The following is a 16,611-nucleotide window of genomic DNA, read 5'->3' as shown; positions in this document are numbered from 1 at the left end:
ACTATTTCCGGCCCATCTCGAAATAGTTGGGCAACGGAATGAGCCGGGCGAAGATCGTCCCCTGGGCGAAGACGCGCAGTTCCAGCATCGATCCTGATGACCGTTCCGCACTTTGGTCGAACAGGAAATTGCCGAGCGAATAGACTTCCGCCACGTCACCGCCGGCAAGCGGGACGATCGCTTCGCTCGACACATGCGGATGGTCGCCGGCGACGACTGATACGCCACGCAGCCGCATCTGGTCGGCAAGCATGTCTTCGCGCGCCGATGGTTCGGTCTTGTATTCGCGGCCCCAGTGGACGAAGGCGACCACCGGTCGCTCGGCGTTCTCGTGCAGCAGCCGGTCGAGCAAGGCAGGGGTGAGCAGGTCGGTGTTCTTCGAGCCGTTGGTGTCGATGTCGGTCAGGCCGACAAGGTCGAGATCGGCAAGCGCCAGCGTGTCACCCTGGCCGAAATGCGGGATACCGGCTTCGCCCAGGGCGCGCAGCGTCTCCGCATAGCCTGACGGGCCGAGATCATAAGCGTGATTGTTGGCAAGGCCGACACCGGCGACATGCAGCCTCTTCAGCATGTCGATGGCTAGGCCTTCCGGCATTGCCAGCGTCATGTCGTCGATCGCTTCCGGCACGTTGGGCAGGACCACGCCTTCGAGATTGACGATCAGCGGCCGTGATCCGGTCAGGGCCAGCACGCTGTCGACGATCCGGTCGGCAACACCGTCGCGTAGCAGGATCTTCTTCATGGCGCGGCCGAAATTCACGTCCCCGGCGAGATAGTAGATCCGGTCCTTCGGCCGTGCCGGGTTGTTGAAGCCGGGACCGAAGGCGCCGAACAGCGCCACCACATAGCTGGTGGTCCGCTCGACATAGTCCGACGTATGTTCCTGCGAATTCTCGTTGGCGACGACGAGCGGCTGGGCGCCGAACAATTCGCGCTGCAGCCTGGTCTGGATATAAAGCGCGCCGACGGAATCGGCATGATCAGGCTGGCGCAGCGCGGCGATGCCGTCGAGCGACCCGGCGGCCAGCATGTTCAGCGTCTGCTGGTCGAAGCGGCGTGCATCGTGCTGCGGCAGATAGTGCGAGAAGTCGGTCGATTCGACGATCAGCGTGTCCTGGTCGACAATTGGCTTCAGAGCCTCGGCCAGCCTGTCCCAGTCGCCACGCCGCGCCTTGACCGACATCGCGACGGGCAGGATTTTCGCCTCGGGGAAATAGTGGTGCAAGAAAGGCAGCATGGCGCGCACGCCATGCTCCTTGTCGAACAGGCAGGACTCCTCGACCATGTCGCTGTTTGTTTCCAGAAGGCGCACGGCGTTAGTGTCGGCGGCGGCCGGGCCAAGCACGGTATCGAAACCACGCAGCGTCGTTGCGTACAGTTTGTGCGTCTTGTGGAAATGGTCTGGCGACAGGATGACGATGCGCTTGTAGCGGAAGCCGGACGCTGCCCGGAACCCCAGCGCCACCAGGTCGGCGGCCAGCAGATGATGCGGCACCGTGATGCCGGTCAAGCGCTGATTGGAGGGCTCGACATTGGCAACGCTGGCGATGGCATCCTTGAACAGCGTGGCGTCGTCGTAGAAGGGCGGGAAGTTTTCAGTGCCGGAGGGACAGGCGACAGATGCGGCGTATGCCGCGCCGCTAACGATCAAGGAAAAGACGGCGATCGTCAGCAGGCGGGCGATCATGGCTCGGCCAGGACGATGTTCTCCACGCCGCCGACATAGTAGAACGGCTTTTGCCGCGACGACGTCAGCCGCACCACTTCGCGCGAAATGAAATCGGCAAGCCCGAACAGCGTGACGCCGCCATCTGAGGTCCTGGCTTTTCCGCGCAGGCCTTCGAGGATCGAATAGGTGAAGACGCCGTGGCCGAGTTCCGGCAGTTCGGCGGCGGTGTTGTTGGCGGCGGTGGCGGAAAACACGACGATGCGCGCGTCCTGCGCATCCTTTTCCAGGCGCGGATTGAAGGCGTTGGCGGCGTGGCAGGTGTCGAGCAGCATGAAGCGCATGCCCTTGGCCCGCTCGACCGATTTCTGGATGTCCGACCAGTCGACAAGGGAGGAGCGCTTCCAGCGCTCGGCATCCTGTTTGCGGCCATCGGTCGGAATGAAATAGTAGTCCTCGTCGATGTTGATGCCGTGGCCGGCGACGAAGATGATGGTGGTGTCGTGCTCGCCCGGTCTGTCGAGGAAATCGGCGAGCTGGTCGTCGATCGTGTGCGAGTCAGGCTCCATGACGCCGTCGGCACTGGCGATAGTGTAGGTCTGTTTGGCCTTGTCGGGGGCCTCGTCGAGCGCCTCGCGGTTGACCAGCACCAGCGATTCCATCGAGGAGAACAGCGGCGCCGATTTCTGTGCAATCACCTTGAGGAACTCGGTGGCGTCGTCGACGGGGTAACGCAGGTCACAGGCGTGGCCGGAACAGGCGTCGGTCAGGAACGGATATTTGTCGACACCGATGACCGCGACATAGAGCTTGCCCTTGGCCTCGGCCTTCTCGGTTTTCCTTGCCAGCGCCGTCACGCTGCGTTCGGTCAGATAGCCATATTCGTTGGTGCCGGTGATGCGGATGGTGTTCTGGCCATTCTCGACCGGTACCTCGACGATGGCGCTGTTGCCGTCCACCGAGCGGGCGGTGACGTCGCCGACATTGCGGCTGTTCGACAGGATCGAGAAGCCGGCGACATCGGTCCCGGCTTCCTTGGCACCTGATATCTCGACGGCGACATAACCATCGCGGACCTTGCTCTGGTCGTCGGCAAGGCGAATGCCGAACTCCGGCGGCTTGCGCTGCAGCAGCTTCTGCAATTCGTTGTCGACGCCTGGCCGCATCTCCTTGACCGCCTGTCTGGCGCTGCGCAAGATGATCGCCCGGCGCACCATTTCCGGGCTCCAGAGATATTTCTTCAGCTGGCCGGCGCGGATGAAGCGGCCTTCATGATCACGACCCTGGTTGACCTGCCAGCCGATCAGCTTGTCGCCTTCATCCGAGGAATAATAATAGCCCTGCGGCATCCAGGCGATCCATTGCGAGCCGGCAAAGAACATCGACACGATCAGTTCGTGTGTTTTCAGGTTCCACAGCCTGAGCGTCTGGTCGGCGCTGCCGGTGACCAGCAGGCCGGCTTTCTCCGCGGCAACCATGGCGTTGATTTCGCCGGTATGGCCGGTGAACTCGCCCGACACTTTCGCGGTCGCCGTCCGGTATTCGAGCAGCGTGCCGTCATTGCCGCCGGTGATCACGCCAAGGCCGTTGTCGATCAGCGTATAGGCCGAATGGACAAAGCCGTTGGTGGCGTCGTTTTCGATGCTGCGCACCACCTTGCCGCCATTGGCGATCTCCAGCACCGCGTTCTCCAGCGCATCCTTGCCGCCCGTCGTGGCGTGCAGCGACCACTGGGCGTCGGCAAGCGCGGCGCGGGCGAACGGGCCCGACTCCGCCAGCGGCTGCGGATCATCGAAGAAACGCTCGGTGGTTGGCAATTCGAGCTTTTTGTCCAGCGCGCCCTGTTGTTCAGGACAGGCCACACGATCGGGACAAGTGTTGGCGTTGCCCCAGGCGATGATGCCGTTCGCCGCGTCGAAGCCGACCGAGGTCACCGGCTCGCCCAATCCCTGCAGCAGAGCCTTGCGCTCGCCGGTCGCTGGATCCCAGACCTGGATGGCGTTGCGGGTGCCGCCCGCCGTCGCCACCAGCGAGCCATCGGCGTTGGCGGCGCTGGCACGGACTGTGCCGTCATGGCCGGAGTAGTCGAGTGCCTTTTCGCCGGTATCGGTGTTCCAGACGGTCGAGCGATGCTTGTCGGCGCAGCGATAGCCGCAGGAAACGACCAGCCGCGACCCCTTGGCGAAGGTCAGCGAGCCGACGAGAAAATCCTGCTTCGGCAGCGCGCGCACCAGCGAACCGTCCGCCGCGTGCCAGAGCTGGACAAGCCCGTCCTTGTCGCCGGTGGCAAACAGGCTGCCGTCCTGCGAAGCGGAGAGCGCCATGACGCTGATATCCCTCAGTGGCTCGGCTTCGGCAGGCAGCGCGATCTCCTCGCCCTTCACCACATCCCAGAGCCGGATGCCGTTGTCGGTGGTTGTCACCGCCAGCCGGGTTCCCGCGGCGGCGAAGGCAAGCTTGTCGATGTGCCAGGAATCGGCGTCGAGTTTCTTGTCCAGGGTCCAGCCGGTTGCTGATTTGTCGTCCAGCCGCCAGAGATAGACGAAGCCGTCGGCACCACCGGCAGCCAGGGTCTTTCCATCGGGCGAGAAGGCAAGGTCGTAGGTGGCGTAGTCGGCGGCCTTGAGCACGGCCTTCATCTTGCCGGTGGCGAAGTCGAACAGCCTGATGTCACCATAGGGCGGCTTGTCGCCGAGACTGGCGCCGAAATAACCGCCGGCGGCGATCGTCTTGCCATCCGGCGAGACGGCGACCGCGAAGATCTTGCCGTCGCTGCCATTGCCGAGATAGCCGCGGATGGTGCGCAGCGTCACCCCGCTCTGCCAGTCCCATATGCGGATGGTCTTGTCATCGGATGCCGAGACGAGATCCTCGCCATCGGGCGTGAAGGCGAGATCGGTGACCTGAGCGCTGTGGCCGCCGGTGTCAAGGTCCAGATGGAAGTCAGGCGCCTCTTCGGCGCGGACAGCGAATGCGACAACAAGCGACCCCGCCATGGCCAGCCAGCGGCAGGCACGCACAAGGCGGACACTGATCCCGGCTTTTCCCATCGCTATTTGGCTTCGGCCGCGGGCGCGCCATTGCGCACATAGCTCTCGATCGGCAGGGCGAAAGTGGGGGAACCTGCCTTGCGCTGCTTGTCGACATAGCCGGCAAAATAGCTCCAGAACGAGACGGCATAGTCGCGGAAATAGGCATCGCTCACTTTGCGCGAACAGAGATTGCCGTCGACGCAGAAGGACAGGCGATTGAGGAAATAGACGATGCGGTCGAAATTGTCGCTGAAATCGGCGAGCGGCATGTCGCCGCCGGAAGCGGTCATCGCCTCGATGCCGATGCGCTGCCGGAAGACCTGTTCCTCGGTCGGCGACGGGTTGGAGCTGAGCAGATTGTCATACTTGGCGTTGAGCGCCGCAAGACGATCCTTCAGGGCGCGCTGCGCCTGCTGGTAGTCCTTGGTCTCCCAGAGCTCGACCAGCGACATGGTCTGCTCGACGCGCTTCTGTTCCTGGTTGGCCAGGAACTGGTAGACCGAGAACATCAAGGTGAAGATGATGGCGAACCGCACTGCCATGCCCGACCAGGCATAGACCAGCATGCGCCAGTCGCGGTCGGTGAAGGGGTTGCTCTCCTTCTTGATCTCGTGGCTGCTCGGCCACGGAAAGCCCTCGGTGGTCTCCGGCAACGCCGCCTTCGCTGGTGCCTTTGCGGTCGCGGCCGGTGCTGCTTGCCTGGTAGTGCCCGCCGGCTTCTTCATTGGCAGCTGTCCAGTTTGATAGTCGCCGAGGGATCAAGCACGATGCCGGGTGCTTCCAGCTGCTTTTTCAGGCAGTCGAGCTGCGGTCGCGAAATCATGAACTGCACGTCCGGCTGCTGCACCGCCTTGTTCGGTGACGGCAGCGCCTCGACCACGCCGCGCGAGGCGCAGCTGCTGAGGTCGACCACCACAGCGTCGCTGCTGCTTTTGGCGATCTGGTCGTACTGATCGAGAAAGCAACTCGCCAGTTCCGAGTTGGTGACGATCTGCTTGGCGCACAGGCCACAGGCGTCCTCCGCCGAGGCATTGGCGATCAGCAACAGGCCTCCCGCGAGTCCGGCAACCGCTCCGCGCCAGGAAAAAACAGTGTTCTTCAAGACCGATCCTATCTGCTTCATCAAGCCGCTGTGCGCCATGGCCGCGGCGGGGATGTTCTCATATCGCGCCAATCGCGCAAGAGCCGGCCCTTTTGCCGGCATCCGCTCAGGCGCGCGGCACCGTCTCCATCGGGAAGATCATCACCGCGCCCTTCGGGCCGCTCTTGTCGGCAAGCCGCATCACCGACCGGGTCGGCGGCGCCATGCCGATATCGGTCAGCATGTCGGAGAAGCTGGCGGGCCCCAGCCCGCGCGTCTTCGATGCGACGCCATCCTGCGCCAGGAAGCTCAGATCCTCCTTCTCGCTCTCGGGTGGCGCCTCGGTCAGTACCGCGATCATCCTTTCCATGCCGAAGCTGGTGTCGGTGAAGGCCAGCAGCCCTTCCTCGAGCGTGGCCTGCGGGGCGAGGCGCTCGGCAACGATGTGGGTGATCGAATAGTCGCTGCCGACATAGAGCACGTTGATGTCGACCAACTGGTCCGAGCCGTTTTTCGCCAGCACATGCACCTCGTCGCCCGGCGAGACGCGCGGCACCACCGAAGCCTGCAAGGGTTCGAGACCATCCTTGTCACGACGCTTGACCTGGAACTGGACGTCGACGTCCTCGGGCTTGTAGTCGGAGGCCGCGGCCAGCCGCGAGAGCCCGGTGGCGCGGAAGATGGTGCGCAGGTTCCTGGTCGTGGCATCGACCAGCTTCTGTCGGTCATCCATGTGGATGATGATCAGCGGCGGCTTGCCGCCATCCTTCAAGGTCACGTCGCCAGACGCCGGCAGAAACCACAGCGCCGGCTTGTCGGTCGCGTCCTTGGCTGCGCCGGCAATGGCATTCTCGCGCATCACCGCAAAGCGAAGCGCGGCGCTCTTGCCCGCGTCGACCAGTTCGATGTTGAAGCCGGTCTCCTTGGCTGCTGCCAGTTCGTCGAGAACCGAATTGACGAGAGCGGTTTCCTTCTCAAGTCCCTTGGTCGCCGCCGGCCGCGCCACGACGAGCTTGAAGTCGACGGCGATTTCGGCCACCCGCGCATAGGCATTGGCGGGAATGTCGGTGAGCTTCAGCGCCGGCTTGTTGTCGAATTCCACCGGCTTGACACGGCTCTCGAGGTTCTTCGCCGATTGCACCTCGAGAAAGCCGACCGCGTCGGAAAGCGACGACAGCGCCGATGGCAGGATGGCGAGCTTGCTGCCAGGGGTGAGGCGATGCAGCAGGCCGGCGCCGATCGTCGCCTCGCCGTCCTTGATGACGACAGGCCACTGCATGACGGCGTCCGTCTTGTCGGTGCCGAACACGCGCGCATCCAGTTCGCCTTCGAACAAGGGGGTCGGCCGCGTGCGGCTGTCGGCCGAATATTGCTGCAGAACGGCCTGGCCAAGCTGGCGATAGGTGACGTTGGGGTTCTCGGCCAGCTTCGACAGGATGGTGAAGGTGAACAGGCCGAACCGTGGTGCGTCGGCCGTACCCTTGGGCAGCGGCATCTCCGGTGTCGTCTCCACCGTCTGCGCGGCATAGAAGGCGACCAGCTTGCCCTTGGTGATCGGCTCGCCGCCGGTCGGGGTCAGGTTGAAGGCGGGCTTGCGCGCGCCATTCTCGTCGAGGCCACGCGATGCGCTTGCGACCGTGTCCTCATAAGTCTTGATTGCTGCCGCCCTGGCGGCTTCGTCGCCGCCGACCAGGTCGGCGAACTCGACTTTGCGCTCCATCTCGTCGTCGACCTCGACGGCGCGTGTCGCGGTGCCGGAATGGCAGCAGTCGAACACAGCCCAGACGAAGGCGCCCTTGTCGCGGATGGCGTCGAGCGCGGCGCCGATCTCGTTGTCGACCAGCGCATTCGGCACGCCAGCATCGCGGTTGATCCATTTGTCGATGTCGACGGGCAGGAAAATCTCGTCGAGCCCGTCGGTCTCGTCGCCCTTGACCCTCTCCGGCTGCTGGGCGCCGTGGCCGGACAGGTGCAGATAGACGAAATCGTCACGCTGCACCTTGGCGGCGAGGTCGGCGAGTGCCGCCTTGATCGCCGTATGGGTCGGCAAGCCACTAGCGCCGGGCACATCCTTGGCGAGCAGCGTGACATTTTCGGGTGCGAAGCGCACCGGATCGGGCACGTTCTTCAAGAGATATTCGTGGACGAGGCCGGCATCGTTCTTCGGCCCGATCAGCCAGTTCCTCTGCGGCAGGTTCGGATATTCGGTGCAGGCGACCAGCAGCGCATGGTAGGTGCGCGATGCGGCCAGCGCCCGAAACGAAACCGTGCCGGCCGCCATCAGCGCCGACGTGCCGACAAGCAGCGTCCGGCGTGTCAATTTGATCATATTGCTTCCCCAAGCCCGATCGAATTTCCCAAGCGAGGCCACCCTCGTCGAGGATTTTGTCAGTATTTTGAATGTCGCGATGGCGATCAACCCACAATCGGCATTTGCCTCATTTCCATCATGCCCAATCGACAATATCGTCATGGGCTGGGTTTTGGGCGGAGATGGCCATGCCGGATCGGCGGGTGCCGCGGAAATGCGCGACAGGCGCACAATGGTTGATCGCATGGCTGTTTATGGCGATGCTCGCCACAATCGCTATCGTGATCCCGGCGGAGGCCGGGCTGTCCGTCGGCAAGGAGTTGCAGGAAGCAGACTCCCCGGCGGTCACCGCGACGGACACCTATTACGACTATCTTGCCGAGCATGTGCCGGGCGCGACAACGCCGCTGGTCGACTACGCCGCTGAAAAGATCGCCGCGCCAAAATGCGATCGGGCGGTTACGTCGAAGATGCATGCCGTGCTGATCGGCGCCACCAATTCGGGCGACCCGTTTCCGCTGCTGCGGGGGCCGGACAACGACGTCAAGCTGCTCTACACCTCCCTTGTCGCGCGTGGCGTCGCCGACGACGACATTGCCCTGATGGTTGGTCGCTATGCCAGCAGGGCCGAGATCGCCAAGATGTTCAAGGAGACGCTGGAGCGCGTCAATTGCGGCGACCGCCTTCTGCTTCACTATGGCGGCAATTCCGTTCGTGCGCGCGACCTGATCGAAGGGCTCGTCCCCAAGGAGGTGCGCGACCCCTTCAAGGACGTCTCGATACAGGACATCTGGCAGGCCGATCTGGTCAATCAGGGGCGCAAATCGGCCCGCGCGATCGGCTGGATCGAGGGCGCCGGCCTGTTCCTTGCCTTGAACAAACAGCAGGACGGCGTCATCGAACTCATCTCGGCGCATGATCTTTCGGATTTCATCACCAATCTGCGCAACCGGCAGGTCGACGTCGCGGTGACCATCGATACGAGCTACGCCTCTGAGGCCGATATCACCGGTCAGCAGGAGAAGGCGGGCGGCAGCACGGTATGGAGCCTCGATACCGGCAGCGAGGGGCCTTCCTTGCAGGCGGCCGACTACATGGCCTCTACCCCGCTGCAGCCGAACCACGGCCAACTGGCGGTTTTCTATGCCAGCATCGGTGACTCGCAATCGGTGGAGTTTACCTTCGGCGAACAGGGCGCCAAGACTACCTATGGCGTCTTCACCTTTCGTCTGGCCAATGTCATCCAGAACCAGGATAGCGTGACGGTTCGGGCGATGGCGGAAAGCCTGAAGAAATTGCCGGAAGCCGAAGCCAACACACGGCAGCAATACCGCGTCGAATCCACCGATCCGGAATTCTCGCTGTTCTCGGACCGCTCTCTCAGTCTGCCGCCGGTTGATCCCATCGTCATCACCAAGCCGGTGCCGAAGCGGGGTGCGGCGGCGATGGAAAAGGCTGAGGTCGAGATCGAAGGCCAGGTCAACTGGTCATCGCCGGTCAAAGCGGTGCTGGTTGATGGCAAGGTTGCCGAGCTCAGGTCCGGCGGCCGCTTTGCCTATACGTCCAAGTTGAAGGCCGGGCTCAACACCGTCGAAATCGTCGCCCTGACGGCAGACGGGCGTACCCATGAGAGGCAGCTGGAGTTCCTGTTCGAGGGCGACAAACAGGCGCTCGAAGGCGAGGGCAAGCGCTATGCCGTCATCATTGCCAACCAGGATTATGACCGCACGCGCACCGGCTTCGACACGTTGCGTACGCCGTTTGCCGATGCCGATGCGATTGTCGCGATACTGACCGGCACCTATGGGTTCGTCACCGAAGCCAGGCTGCCGGGCGGCGCCACCTTTCCGTTGTTCCTGAAAGACGCGACCCGGCATGACATCGAGACGCTGCTCTACAAGATCGGCCTCGTCGCCGGAGAGAAGGACACGGTGCTGATCTACTTTGCCGGCCATGGTATCTACGAGGAGAAGACTACGATCGCCTTCTGGGTTCCGGTCGACGCCGAGGCCGGCGTGCCGATCAGCTATCTGTCGGCATCGACGATTTCGGAAGCCATTCAGCGGATGCAGGCCAACAAGGTGGTGATCATCTCCGATTCCTGCTTTTCAGGCGCGCTGCTGCGTGGGGGTGGCGAAACGGCACCCAGGATCAGCGACGACGACCGTCAACGGACGCTGCTCAGGCTCGCGCAGCGGCGCACACGCATTCTGATTTCGTCGGGCAACAATGAGCCCGTCGAGGACACTGGCGGCGCCGGCCATTCGATCTTCGCCAAGGCGCTTTTGACCGGGCTGAAGGACATGAACCACGACGCCTTTTCGGCGCGTGAACTGTATGACGGCTACATTCTGCCGCTGGTTGTCGGCAATGCCGACCAGGAGCCCCAGTACCGCCCGATCGAGCGATCGGGCCATGAAGGCGGAGATATCGTCTTTGTCAGGCAGAAACAGTAGCAAAAAAGGCTGTTCGTCGCTATCTGGAGAACAGGGATTGCGTAAAGCGACGCAAAGACAAGTTGGAACCGGATCATGGCGGCAAGGGATGTGCTGACGAAGAACCAGCTGTGCGTGCTCGAGAAACTCGAAACCGCCAGCGGGCCGCTCAGCGCCTATACTTTGCTCGACCAGCTTCGTGAGCGGGGTTTTCGCGCGCCATTGCAGGTCTATCGGGCGCTCGACACGCTGGTGAAGTCCGGCTTCGTGCACCGGTTGGAAAGCATCAATTCCTTCGTCGCCTGCGCCGAGCCGCATGACCACAGCCATTCGATGACCGCCTTCGCCATCTGCGACACCTGCGGGCAAGTGACCGAAATGTCCGACCACGATGTCGACCATCGGCTGAACGAATGGGTCAATTCGACGGGCTTCGCCGCCAAGAAGGCGGTGATCGAATTTCGCGGGACGTGTGCGAAGTGCCTGGCCGAGGCGGCCTAAGGTGCGTTGATATTCAGATGATGCCGGCCTGCAAATGGCGGTTTCCTGCGCTTCCGGTGCTCACGTACCCAAACGTACGCTCCGCTCCGGTTCTCGGAACCCATCATTTTCGACTCGGCCTGATCTGAATCTCAACACACCTGTGTTGGCGCTAATGCGCCTCGTCCCAGTTGTTGGCGGCGCGGGCGTCGACATGCAGGGGCACCGACATCGATACAGCCGGCATCGCCGCGTTCTCCATGACATGGCGCACGACCGGGATCGTAGCTTCGACTTCGGCCTCGACCGTCTCGAAGATCAGTTCGTCATGCACCTGCAGCAGCATGCGAGCGGAAAGCTTTGCTTTTTCCAGCGCCTCGTCCATGCGCACCATGGCGCGGCGGATGATGTCGGCCGCCGTGCCTTGCAGCCGGGCGTTGATGGAGGCGCGCTCGTTGAACGCGCGGACCGAGGGGTTTGACGATCTTATCTCTGGATAGTGGATGCGGCGGCCAAAGATCGTCTCGACGAAGCCGTGCTCGCGGGCATAGGCCTTGGTCTCCTCGATGTAGTCACGGATACCGGGGAAGCGCTCGAAATACTTCTTGATGTAGTTGCCGGCCTCCTCGCGCGGGATCGACAGCTGGTTGGCGAGGCCAAAGGCGGAAATGCCGTAGATGATGCCGAAATTGATGGCCTTGGCCCGCCGGCGTATCTCCGAAGGCATGCCCTCCACGGGCACGTTGAACATTTCCGACGCGGTGATGGCATGGATGTCAGCACCATCGGCGAAGGCCTGCCGCAGTTGCGGGATCTCGGCGACATGGGCGAGCACCCGCAACTCGATCTGGCTGTAGTCGGCAGAGACCAGCCGGTTGCCCTTGTCGGCGATGAAGGCCGTCCTGATCTTGCGGCCCTCTGCCGTGCGCACCGGAATGTTCTGCAGGTTCGGGTCGGAGGATGACAGCCGGCCCGTCGTCGTCGCGGCAAGTGCATAGGAGGTGTGGACGCGCTTGGTGTCGGGATGGATGAAGCCGGGGAGAGCATCGGTATAGGTCGATTTCAGCTTGGTCAGCTGGCGCCAGTCGACGATCTTGCGCGGCAGTTCGTGGCCCTCGGCGGCGAGGTCTTCCAGAAGCTGCGCCGAGGTCGACCACTGGCCGGTCTTGGTTTTCGAGCCGCCGGGCAAGCCCATGCGGCCGAACAATATATCGCCGAGCTGCTTGGGCGAGCCGATGTTGATACGCTCGCCGACGAGCTGGTAGATTTCCTCTTCGAGGCGGGCCGCGCCCTGCGCCAGTTCGCCCGAGAGCCGCGACAGGATCTGCCGGTCGACCGAGATGCCACGCTGCTCCATGCGTGCCAGCACCGGCACCAGCGGCCGTTCCAGCCGCTCATAGACCGACACCAGCCCCTTTGCGGCGAGCCGGGGCTTCAGCACCAGCCAGAGCCGCAGCGCCACATCGGCATGGCCGGCGGCGTAGGCGGTTGCCTTGTCGATATCGACCTGTTCGAAGCCGACGAAGCTTTTTCCGGATCCCGCCAGCTCCTTGAGCGGCGTCGTCGCGTGGCCAAGCCATTTTTCCGACAGCGCCGCCAGGCTGTGCCCGCCTGACGTGCCGGCGTCGAGCACGTAGGAGATCAGCATGGTGTCGTCGAAAGGTGCGACGTCGATGCCGTGGCGGCTCATGACGACGAGGCTGGATTTCAGCTCCTGCGCGATCTTGAGAACCGATTTGTCCTCCAGCAGCGGCTTCAGCAGTGCGAGAGCCTCGCGGACCGGGATCTGGTTCTCGAGCGCGCCGCCGCCGAGCAGGTCGCCGTGTCCGCTCTTGTGGGTCAGCGGCACATAGGCGGCGCGGCCGGGTGCGGTGGCCATCGAGAAGCCGATGAGTTCGGCCTGCATCGGATCGGAAGACGTGGTTTCGGCGTTGAAAGCGACGATGCCGACTTCCCTTGCTTCGCCGATCCACGCCTTCAGCGTTGCCGCGTCGCGGATGGCGACATAGGCGCTGGTGTCGATCTTGCGGGCAGTCGCGGCCTCGAGCCGGAGCGCGGCGAGCAGGGAAGGGGTATCGCCGACCTTGGGTTTTTCAGCCGTCGGTGCCTGGTCAGCCATGCCGTTTTCACCGGCCCGGTCAGGTCGCGTCTCGGCGGCAGTGGACGTTCCCGCGCCGACATCCGGCCCATGCGCCGAGTCCGCGCGTTCGACGGTGACGGCGACAGCCTGGACATCGCCAGCCTCGGTTCCTGTCGCTTCCGCCACGCGGCGGGTCAGCGAGGTGAATTCCATGGTCTTGAGGAAGCCGATCAGCTTCGGTCCGTCAGGCGCGTGCAGGACGAAGTCGTCCAGCCCCTCGGCCACCGGCACGTCGTTCTTGAGCGTCACCAACTGGCGCGAAATGCGCGCCTTGTCGGCGTTGGCGATGATCGATTCCCGTCGTTTGTCCTGCTTGATCTCGCCGGCGCGGGCCAGCAGCGTGTCGAGGTCGCCGAACTGTTCGAGCAGTTGTGCCGCCGTCTTTGGCCCGATGCCGGGCACACCGGGCACGTTATCGACGGAGTCGCCGGTCAGCGCCTGCAGGTCGACCATCTTTTCCGGCGGCACGCCCCATTTCTCGATGACCTCGGGAATGCTGATCTGGCGGTCCTTCATCGGGTCGTACATGCCGACCGTCGCGCCGACCAGCTGCATCAGGTCCTTGTCGGAGGAGATGATGGTGGTGTCGCCGCCCGCTTCGCAGGCAAGCCTGGCATAGGTGGCGATGAGATCGTCGGCCTCGTAGCCCTCGATCTCGACGCATGGCAGGTTGAACGCCCTGGTCGCCTGGCGGATCAGGCCGAATTGCGGGATCAGGTCTTCCGGCGGCGCCGAACGGTTGGCCTTGTATTCGGGGTAGAGATCGTTGCGGAAGGTTTTTGACGAATAGTCGAAAATCACCGCGAAATGCGTCGGCACGATACCGACATCGGTGTTGCGGGCATCCAGCATCAGCTTCCACAACATGTTGCAGAAGCCGGAAACGGCACCGACCGGCAAACCGTCGGATTTGCGGGTCAGCGGCGGCAGCGCATGATAGGCACGGAAGATGTAGCCGGAGCCGTCGACAAGGAAGAGATGATCGCCTTTTTTCATGTCGGCAGGGATAGCGCGGGGCCGGCATCGCGTCCACTGACAAGGCTGGTTTTTTGCTGCCATCCGGCTTCGCGCATGGCAGTCGCGACTGACAGCGAGTTGACAGGTCCGCGTTGCTAGTGGGGCCCGTAGCCGGTCCTGCGGACGGAACCGGTAGACAACCGGAACCCGAGGTTAAAATATGATTTCACTGCAGCATGTTCATCCTGTTCTCGTCCACTTTCCCATCGTCTTCTTCCTCACGCTCGCTGCGTTCGACATGGTCGCCGCACTTCGCGGCAAAGCGGTGACCGGGCGTTCATCCGCGGCAAATGCCTCGACCGGGTTGGCCCTCCTGGCCGGGCTTTCCGCCATCATCACGTACTTCTTCGGCGATCTGGCACTCACAATTGCCGAAAATGGAGGGTTCTCGAGCGAGATCGCCGAGATTCACGAAAGTCTCGGCATGGCCACCGCGACTGCATTTGTCATCTGGGCCGCTGTGCGTGCCTTTCTGTGGTGGCGCGACATTCGCTTGAGCGGCCGGCTTGCCGCGGCAGTGCCCGCCTTGGAATTTCTGGGCGCGGCACTGGTCATGACCACCGCCTACTATGGCGGCCAGCTGGTTTATGAACTTGGGGTCAATGTCGCCCACGCCGCTGGCTAACCCTGCAGCGTTCACGGCCATGTTACAAAAGTGTAATTTTGGCGCCCTTGAATCGCCACGTTCGAAGACACAAATACACGTCATCGGCAGTTTTCGCCGAAGTCCGGAGTAAGGCCCGTCCCCCGCCTATCCCGGGCAATTGCGGCAGCCTATCCCCCTCTCCGGGCTGCCGCATCGTTTCGAGTAGAGGCCGCCGTGGTTCCCCCTCCACCACGGCGGTCTTTTTTTGTCTTTCGACAGGCGTTGCGGATCGTGGTCCAATGGTCCTGGGCTTTTCGTTTTCCCGGTCTGCCTTTACGGTTCCGGCACTGAATCGAAAGGCTTCGCAAATGTCCGCAGTTTCCCCCGTCCTCGACCGCCTCGACAAGAACCTCGACCAGAGCCTCGAACGGCTGTTCGGCCTGCTCAGGATCAAGTCGATCTCCACCGACCCGGCCTATGCCGCCGACTGCCGCAAGGCCGCCGAATGGCTGGTTGCCGAACTCAAGCTGATCGGCTTCGACGCCAGCGTGCGCGACACGCCAGGCCATCCGATGGTCGTTGCGCATCATGACGGACCAGCCGGTTCGCCGCATGTGCTGTTCTACGGCCACTACGACGTACAGCCGGTGGATCCGATCGAATTGTGGGAAAGCGATCCGTTCGCACCGGCGATCAAGGAGGTCGAGCCCGGCCACAAGGTGATCACCGGCCGCGGCTCGGCCGATGACAAGGGCCAGTTGATGACCTTCGTCGAGGCTTGCCGCGCCTGGAAGCAGGTGCATGGAAATTTGCCGTGCCGCGTCACCATCCTGTTCGAGGGCGAAGAGGAATCCGGCTCACCGTCGCTCAAGCCGTTCCTCGAGGCCAATGCCGACGAACTCAAGGCCGACTTCGCGCTGGTCTGCGATACCGGCATGTGGGACCGCGACACGCCATCGATCTGCGTCGGCCTGCGCGGGCTGGTCGGTGAGGAGATCACTGTGAAAGCCGCCGACCGCGACCTGCATTCCGGGCTCTACGGTGGGGCGGCCGCCAACCCGATCCGTATCCTGACCAGGGTGCTGGCCGATATCCATGACAAGGATGGCCATATCACCATCCCCGGCTTCTACGACGGTGTCGAGGAAACGCCGTCGCAGATCCTGAAATCCTGGGAGACGCTGGGCGAGACGGCCGAGACGTTTCTCGGGCCTGTCGGTCTGTCCATCCCGTCCGGTGAAAAGGGCCGTTCTGTGCTGGAACTGACCTGGGCGCGGCCGACGGCCGAGTTCAACGGCATCATCGGCGGTTACACCGGCAAGGGTTTCAAGACGGTGATCGCTGCGGAAGCCTCGGCGAAGGTGTCCTTCCGCCTCGTCCACAAGCAGGATCCGAAGAAGATCCGCGCCGCCTTCCAGAAATTCGTCAAGGAGCGCATTCCGGCCGACTGTTCGGTCGAATTCCATCCCCATGGCGGCTCGCCGGCAATCCAGCTTTCCTACGACTCTCCGTTCCTGGCCAAGGCCAAGAACGCGCTGTCCGACGAATGGCCGAAGCCGGCGGTGACGACGGGCAGCGGCGGCTCTATTCCCGTGGTGGGCGACTTCCAGACCTATCTCGGCATGGAATCGCTGCTGGTCGGGTTCGGCCTCGACGACGACCGCATCCATTCGCCCAACGAGAAGTACGAGCTCAACTCCTTCCACAAGGGCCAGCGCTCCTGGGCGCGCATTCTCGACGCACTGACGCGTTGAAGCGCGGGATCCTCGTTTTCCTGTTGATTTTTCGGCGGATCACGGCGAGGACGGGCCACAAGATCAAAGCGTTCCGGCGTCTCTTGCATGGCAGGGACGCCCAAGGCTC

10 protein-coding genes are annotated in these 16,611 nt (G+C 63.1%); 4 read left to right on the top strand and 6 right to left on the bottom strand.

The annotated features are described in order from the left end of the window. Position 1 precedes the first annotated feature (1 nt). The 5 genes from amrB to BLS48_RS24570 form a co-directional block, all read right to left on the bottom strand. Entirely contained in the window at positions 2-1,687 is a 1,686-nt protein-coding gene (gene amrB / locus BLS48_RS24590; protein WP_091583347.1) for an AmmeMemoRadiSam system protein B, read from the bottom strand. Beyond that, a complete protein-coding gene (locus BLS48_RS24585) occupies positions 1,684-4,716 on the bottom strand; it encodes a caspase family protein (RefSeq protein WP_244529850.1) in 3,033 nt (1,010 codons plus the stop codon). Before BLS48_RS24585 ends, amrB begins: the two co-directional genes overlap by 4 nt. A gap of 2 nt (positions 4,717-4,718) precedes the next feature. Further along, positions 4,719-5,423, bottom strand: coding sequence for a DUF4760 domain-containing protein (locus BLS48_RS24580; protein WP_091583345.1), 705 nt, complete (start codon positions 5,421-5,423; stop codon positions 4,719-4,721). Next, positions 5,420-5,743, bottom strand: a complete 324-nt coding sequence (locus tag BLS48_RS24575) for a hypothetical protein (RefSeq protein WP_244529846.1) — start codon at positions 5,741-5,743, stop codon at positions 5,420-5,422. Before BLS48_RS24575 ends, BLS48_RS24580 begins: the two co-directional genes overlap by 4 nt. A gap of 163 nt (positions 5,744-5,906) precedes the next feature. Beyond that, positions 5,907-8,108: a caspase family protein gene (locus tag BLS48_RS24570; protein ID WP_208604668.1), complete on the bottom strand. Its 2,202-nt coding sequence runs from the start codon at positions 8,106-8,108 to the stop codon at positions 5,907-5,909. A gap of 170 nt (positions 8,109-8,278) precedes the next feature. On the opposite strand from BLS48_RS24570, the gene BLS48_RS24565 reads away from it, so the two are divergent. After that, positions 8,279-10,546, top strand: a complete 2,268-nt coding sequence (locus tag BLS48_RS24565) for a caspase family protein (protein ID WP_167365235.1) — start codon at positions 8,279-8,281, stop codon at positions 10,544-10,546. 75 nt (positions 10,547-10,621) lie between these two features. Then, positions 10,622-11,026, top strand: coding sequence for a Fur family transcriptional regulator (locus BLS48_RS24560; RefSeq protein ID WP_027023631.1), 405 nt, complete (start codon positions 10,622-10,624; stop codon positions 11,024-11,026). A gap of 151 nt (positions 11,027-11,177) precedes the next feature. On the opposite strand, the gene polA is transcribed toward BLS48_RS24560, so the two are convergent. Then, the gene (gene polA / locus BLS48_RS24555; RefSeq protein ID WP_091583337.1) at positions 11,178-14,141 is read right to left on the bottom strand and encodes a DNA polymerase I; all 2,964 of its coding nucleotides are present in this window, start codon (positions 14,139-14,141) and stop codon (positions 11,178-11,180) included. Positions 14,142-14,322: 181 nt separating this feature from the next. On the opposite strand from polA, the gene BLS48_RS24550 reads away from it, so the two are divergent. Beyond that, positions 14,323-14,787, top strand: a complete 465-nt coding sequence (locus BLS48_RS24550; protein ID WP_091583334.1) for a DUF2231 domain-containing protein — start codon at positions 14,323-14,325, stop codon at positions 14,785-14,787. A gap of 329 nt (positions 14,788-15,116) precedes the next feature. Further along, positions 15,117-16,502, top strand: a complete 1,386-nt coding sequence (locus tag BLS48_RS24545; RefSeq protein ID WP_091583332.1) for a M20/M25/M40 family metallo-hydrolase — start codon at positions 15,117-15,119, stop codon at positions 16,500-16,502. Positions 16,503-16,611: the final 109 nt, after the last annotated feature.

Origin of the sequence: Mesorhizobium qingshengii, assembly GCF_900103325.1 — a bacterium.
GTDB classification, from domain to species: domain Bacteria; phylum Pseudomonadota; class Alphaproteobacteria; order Rhizobiales; family Rhizobiaceae; genus Mesorhizobium; species Mesorhizobium qingshengii.
This window is presented reverse-complemented; position numbering and strand designations above follow the sequence as displayed.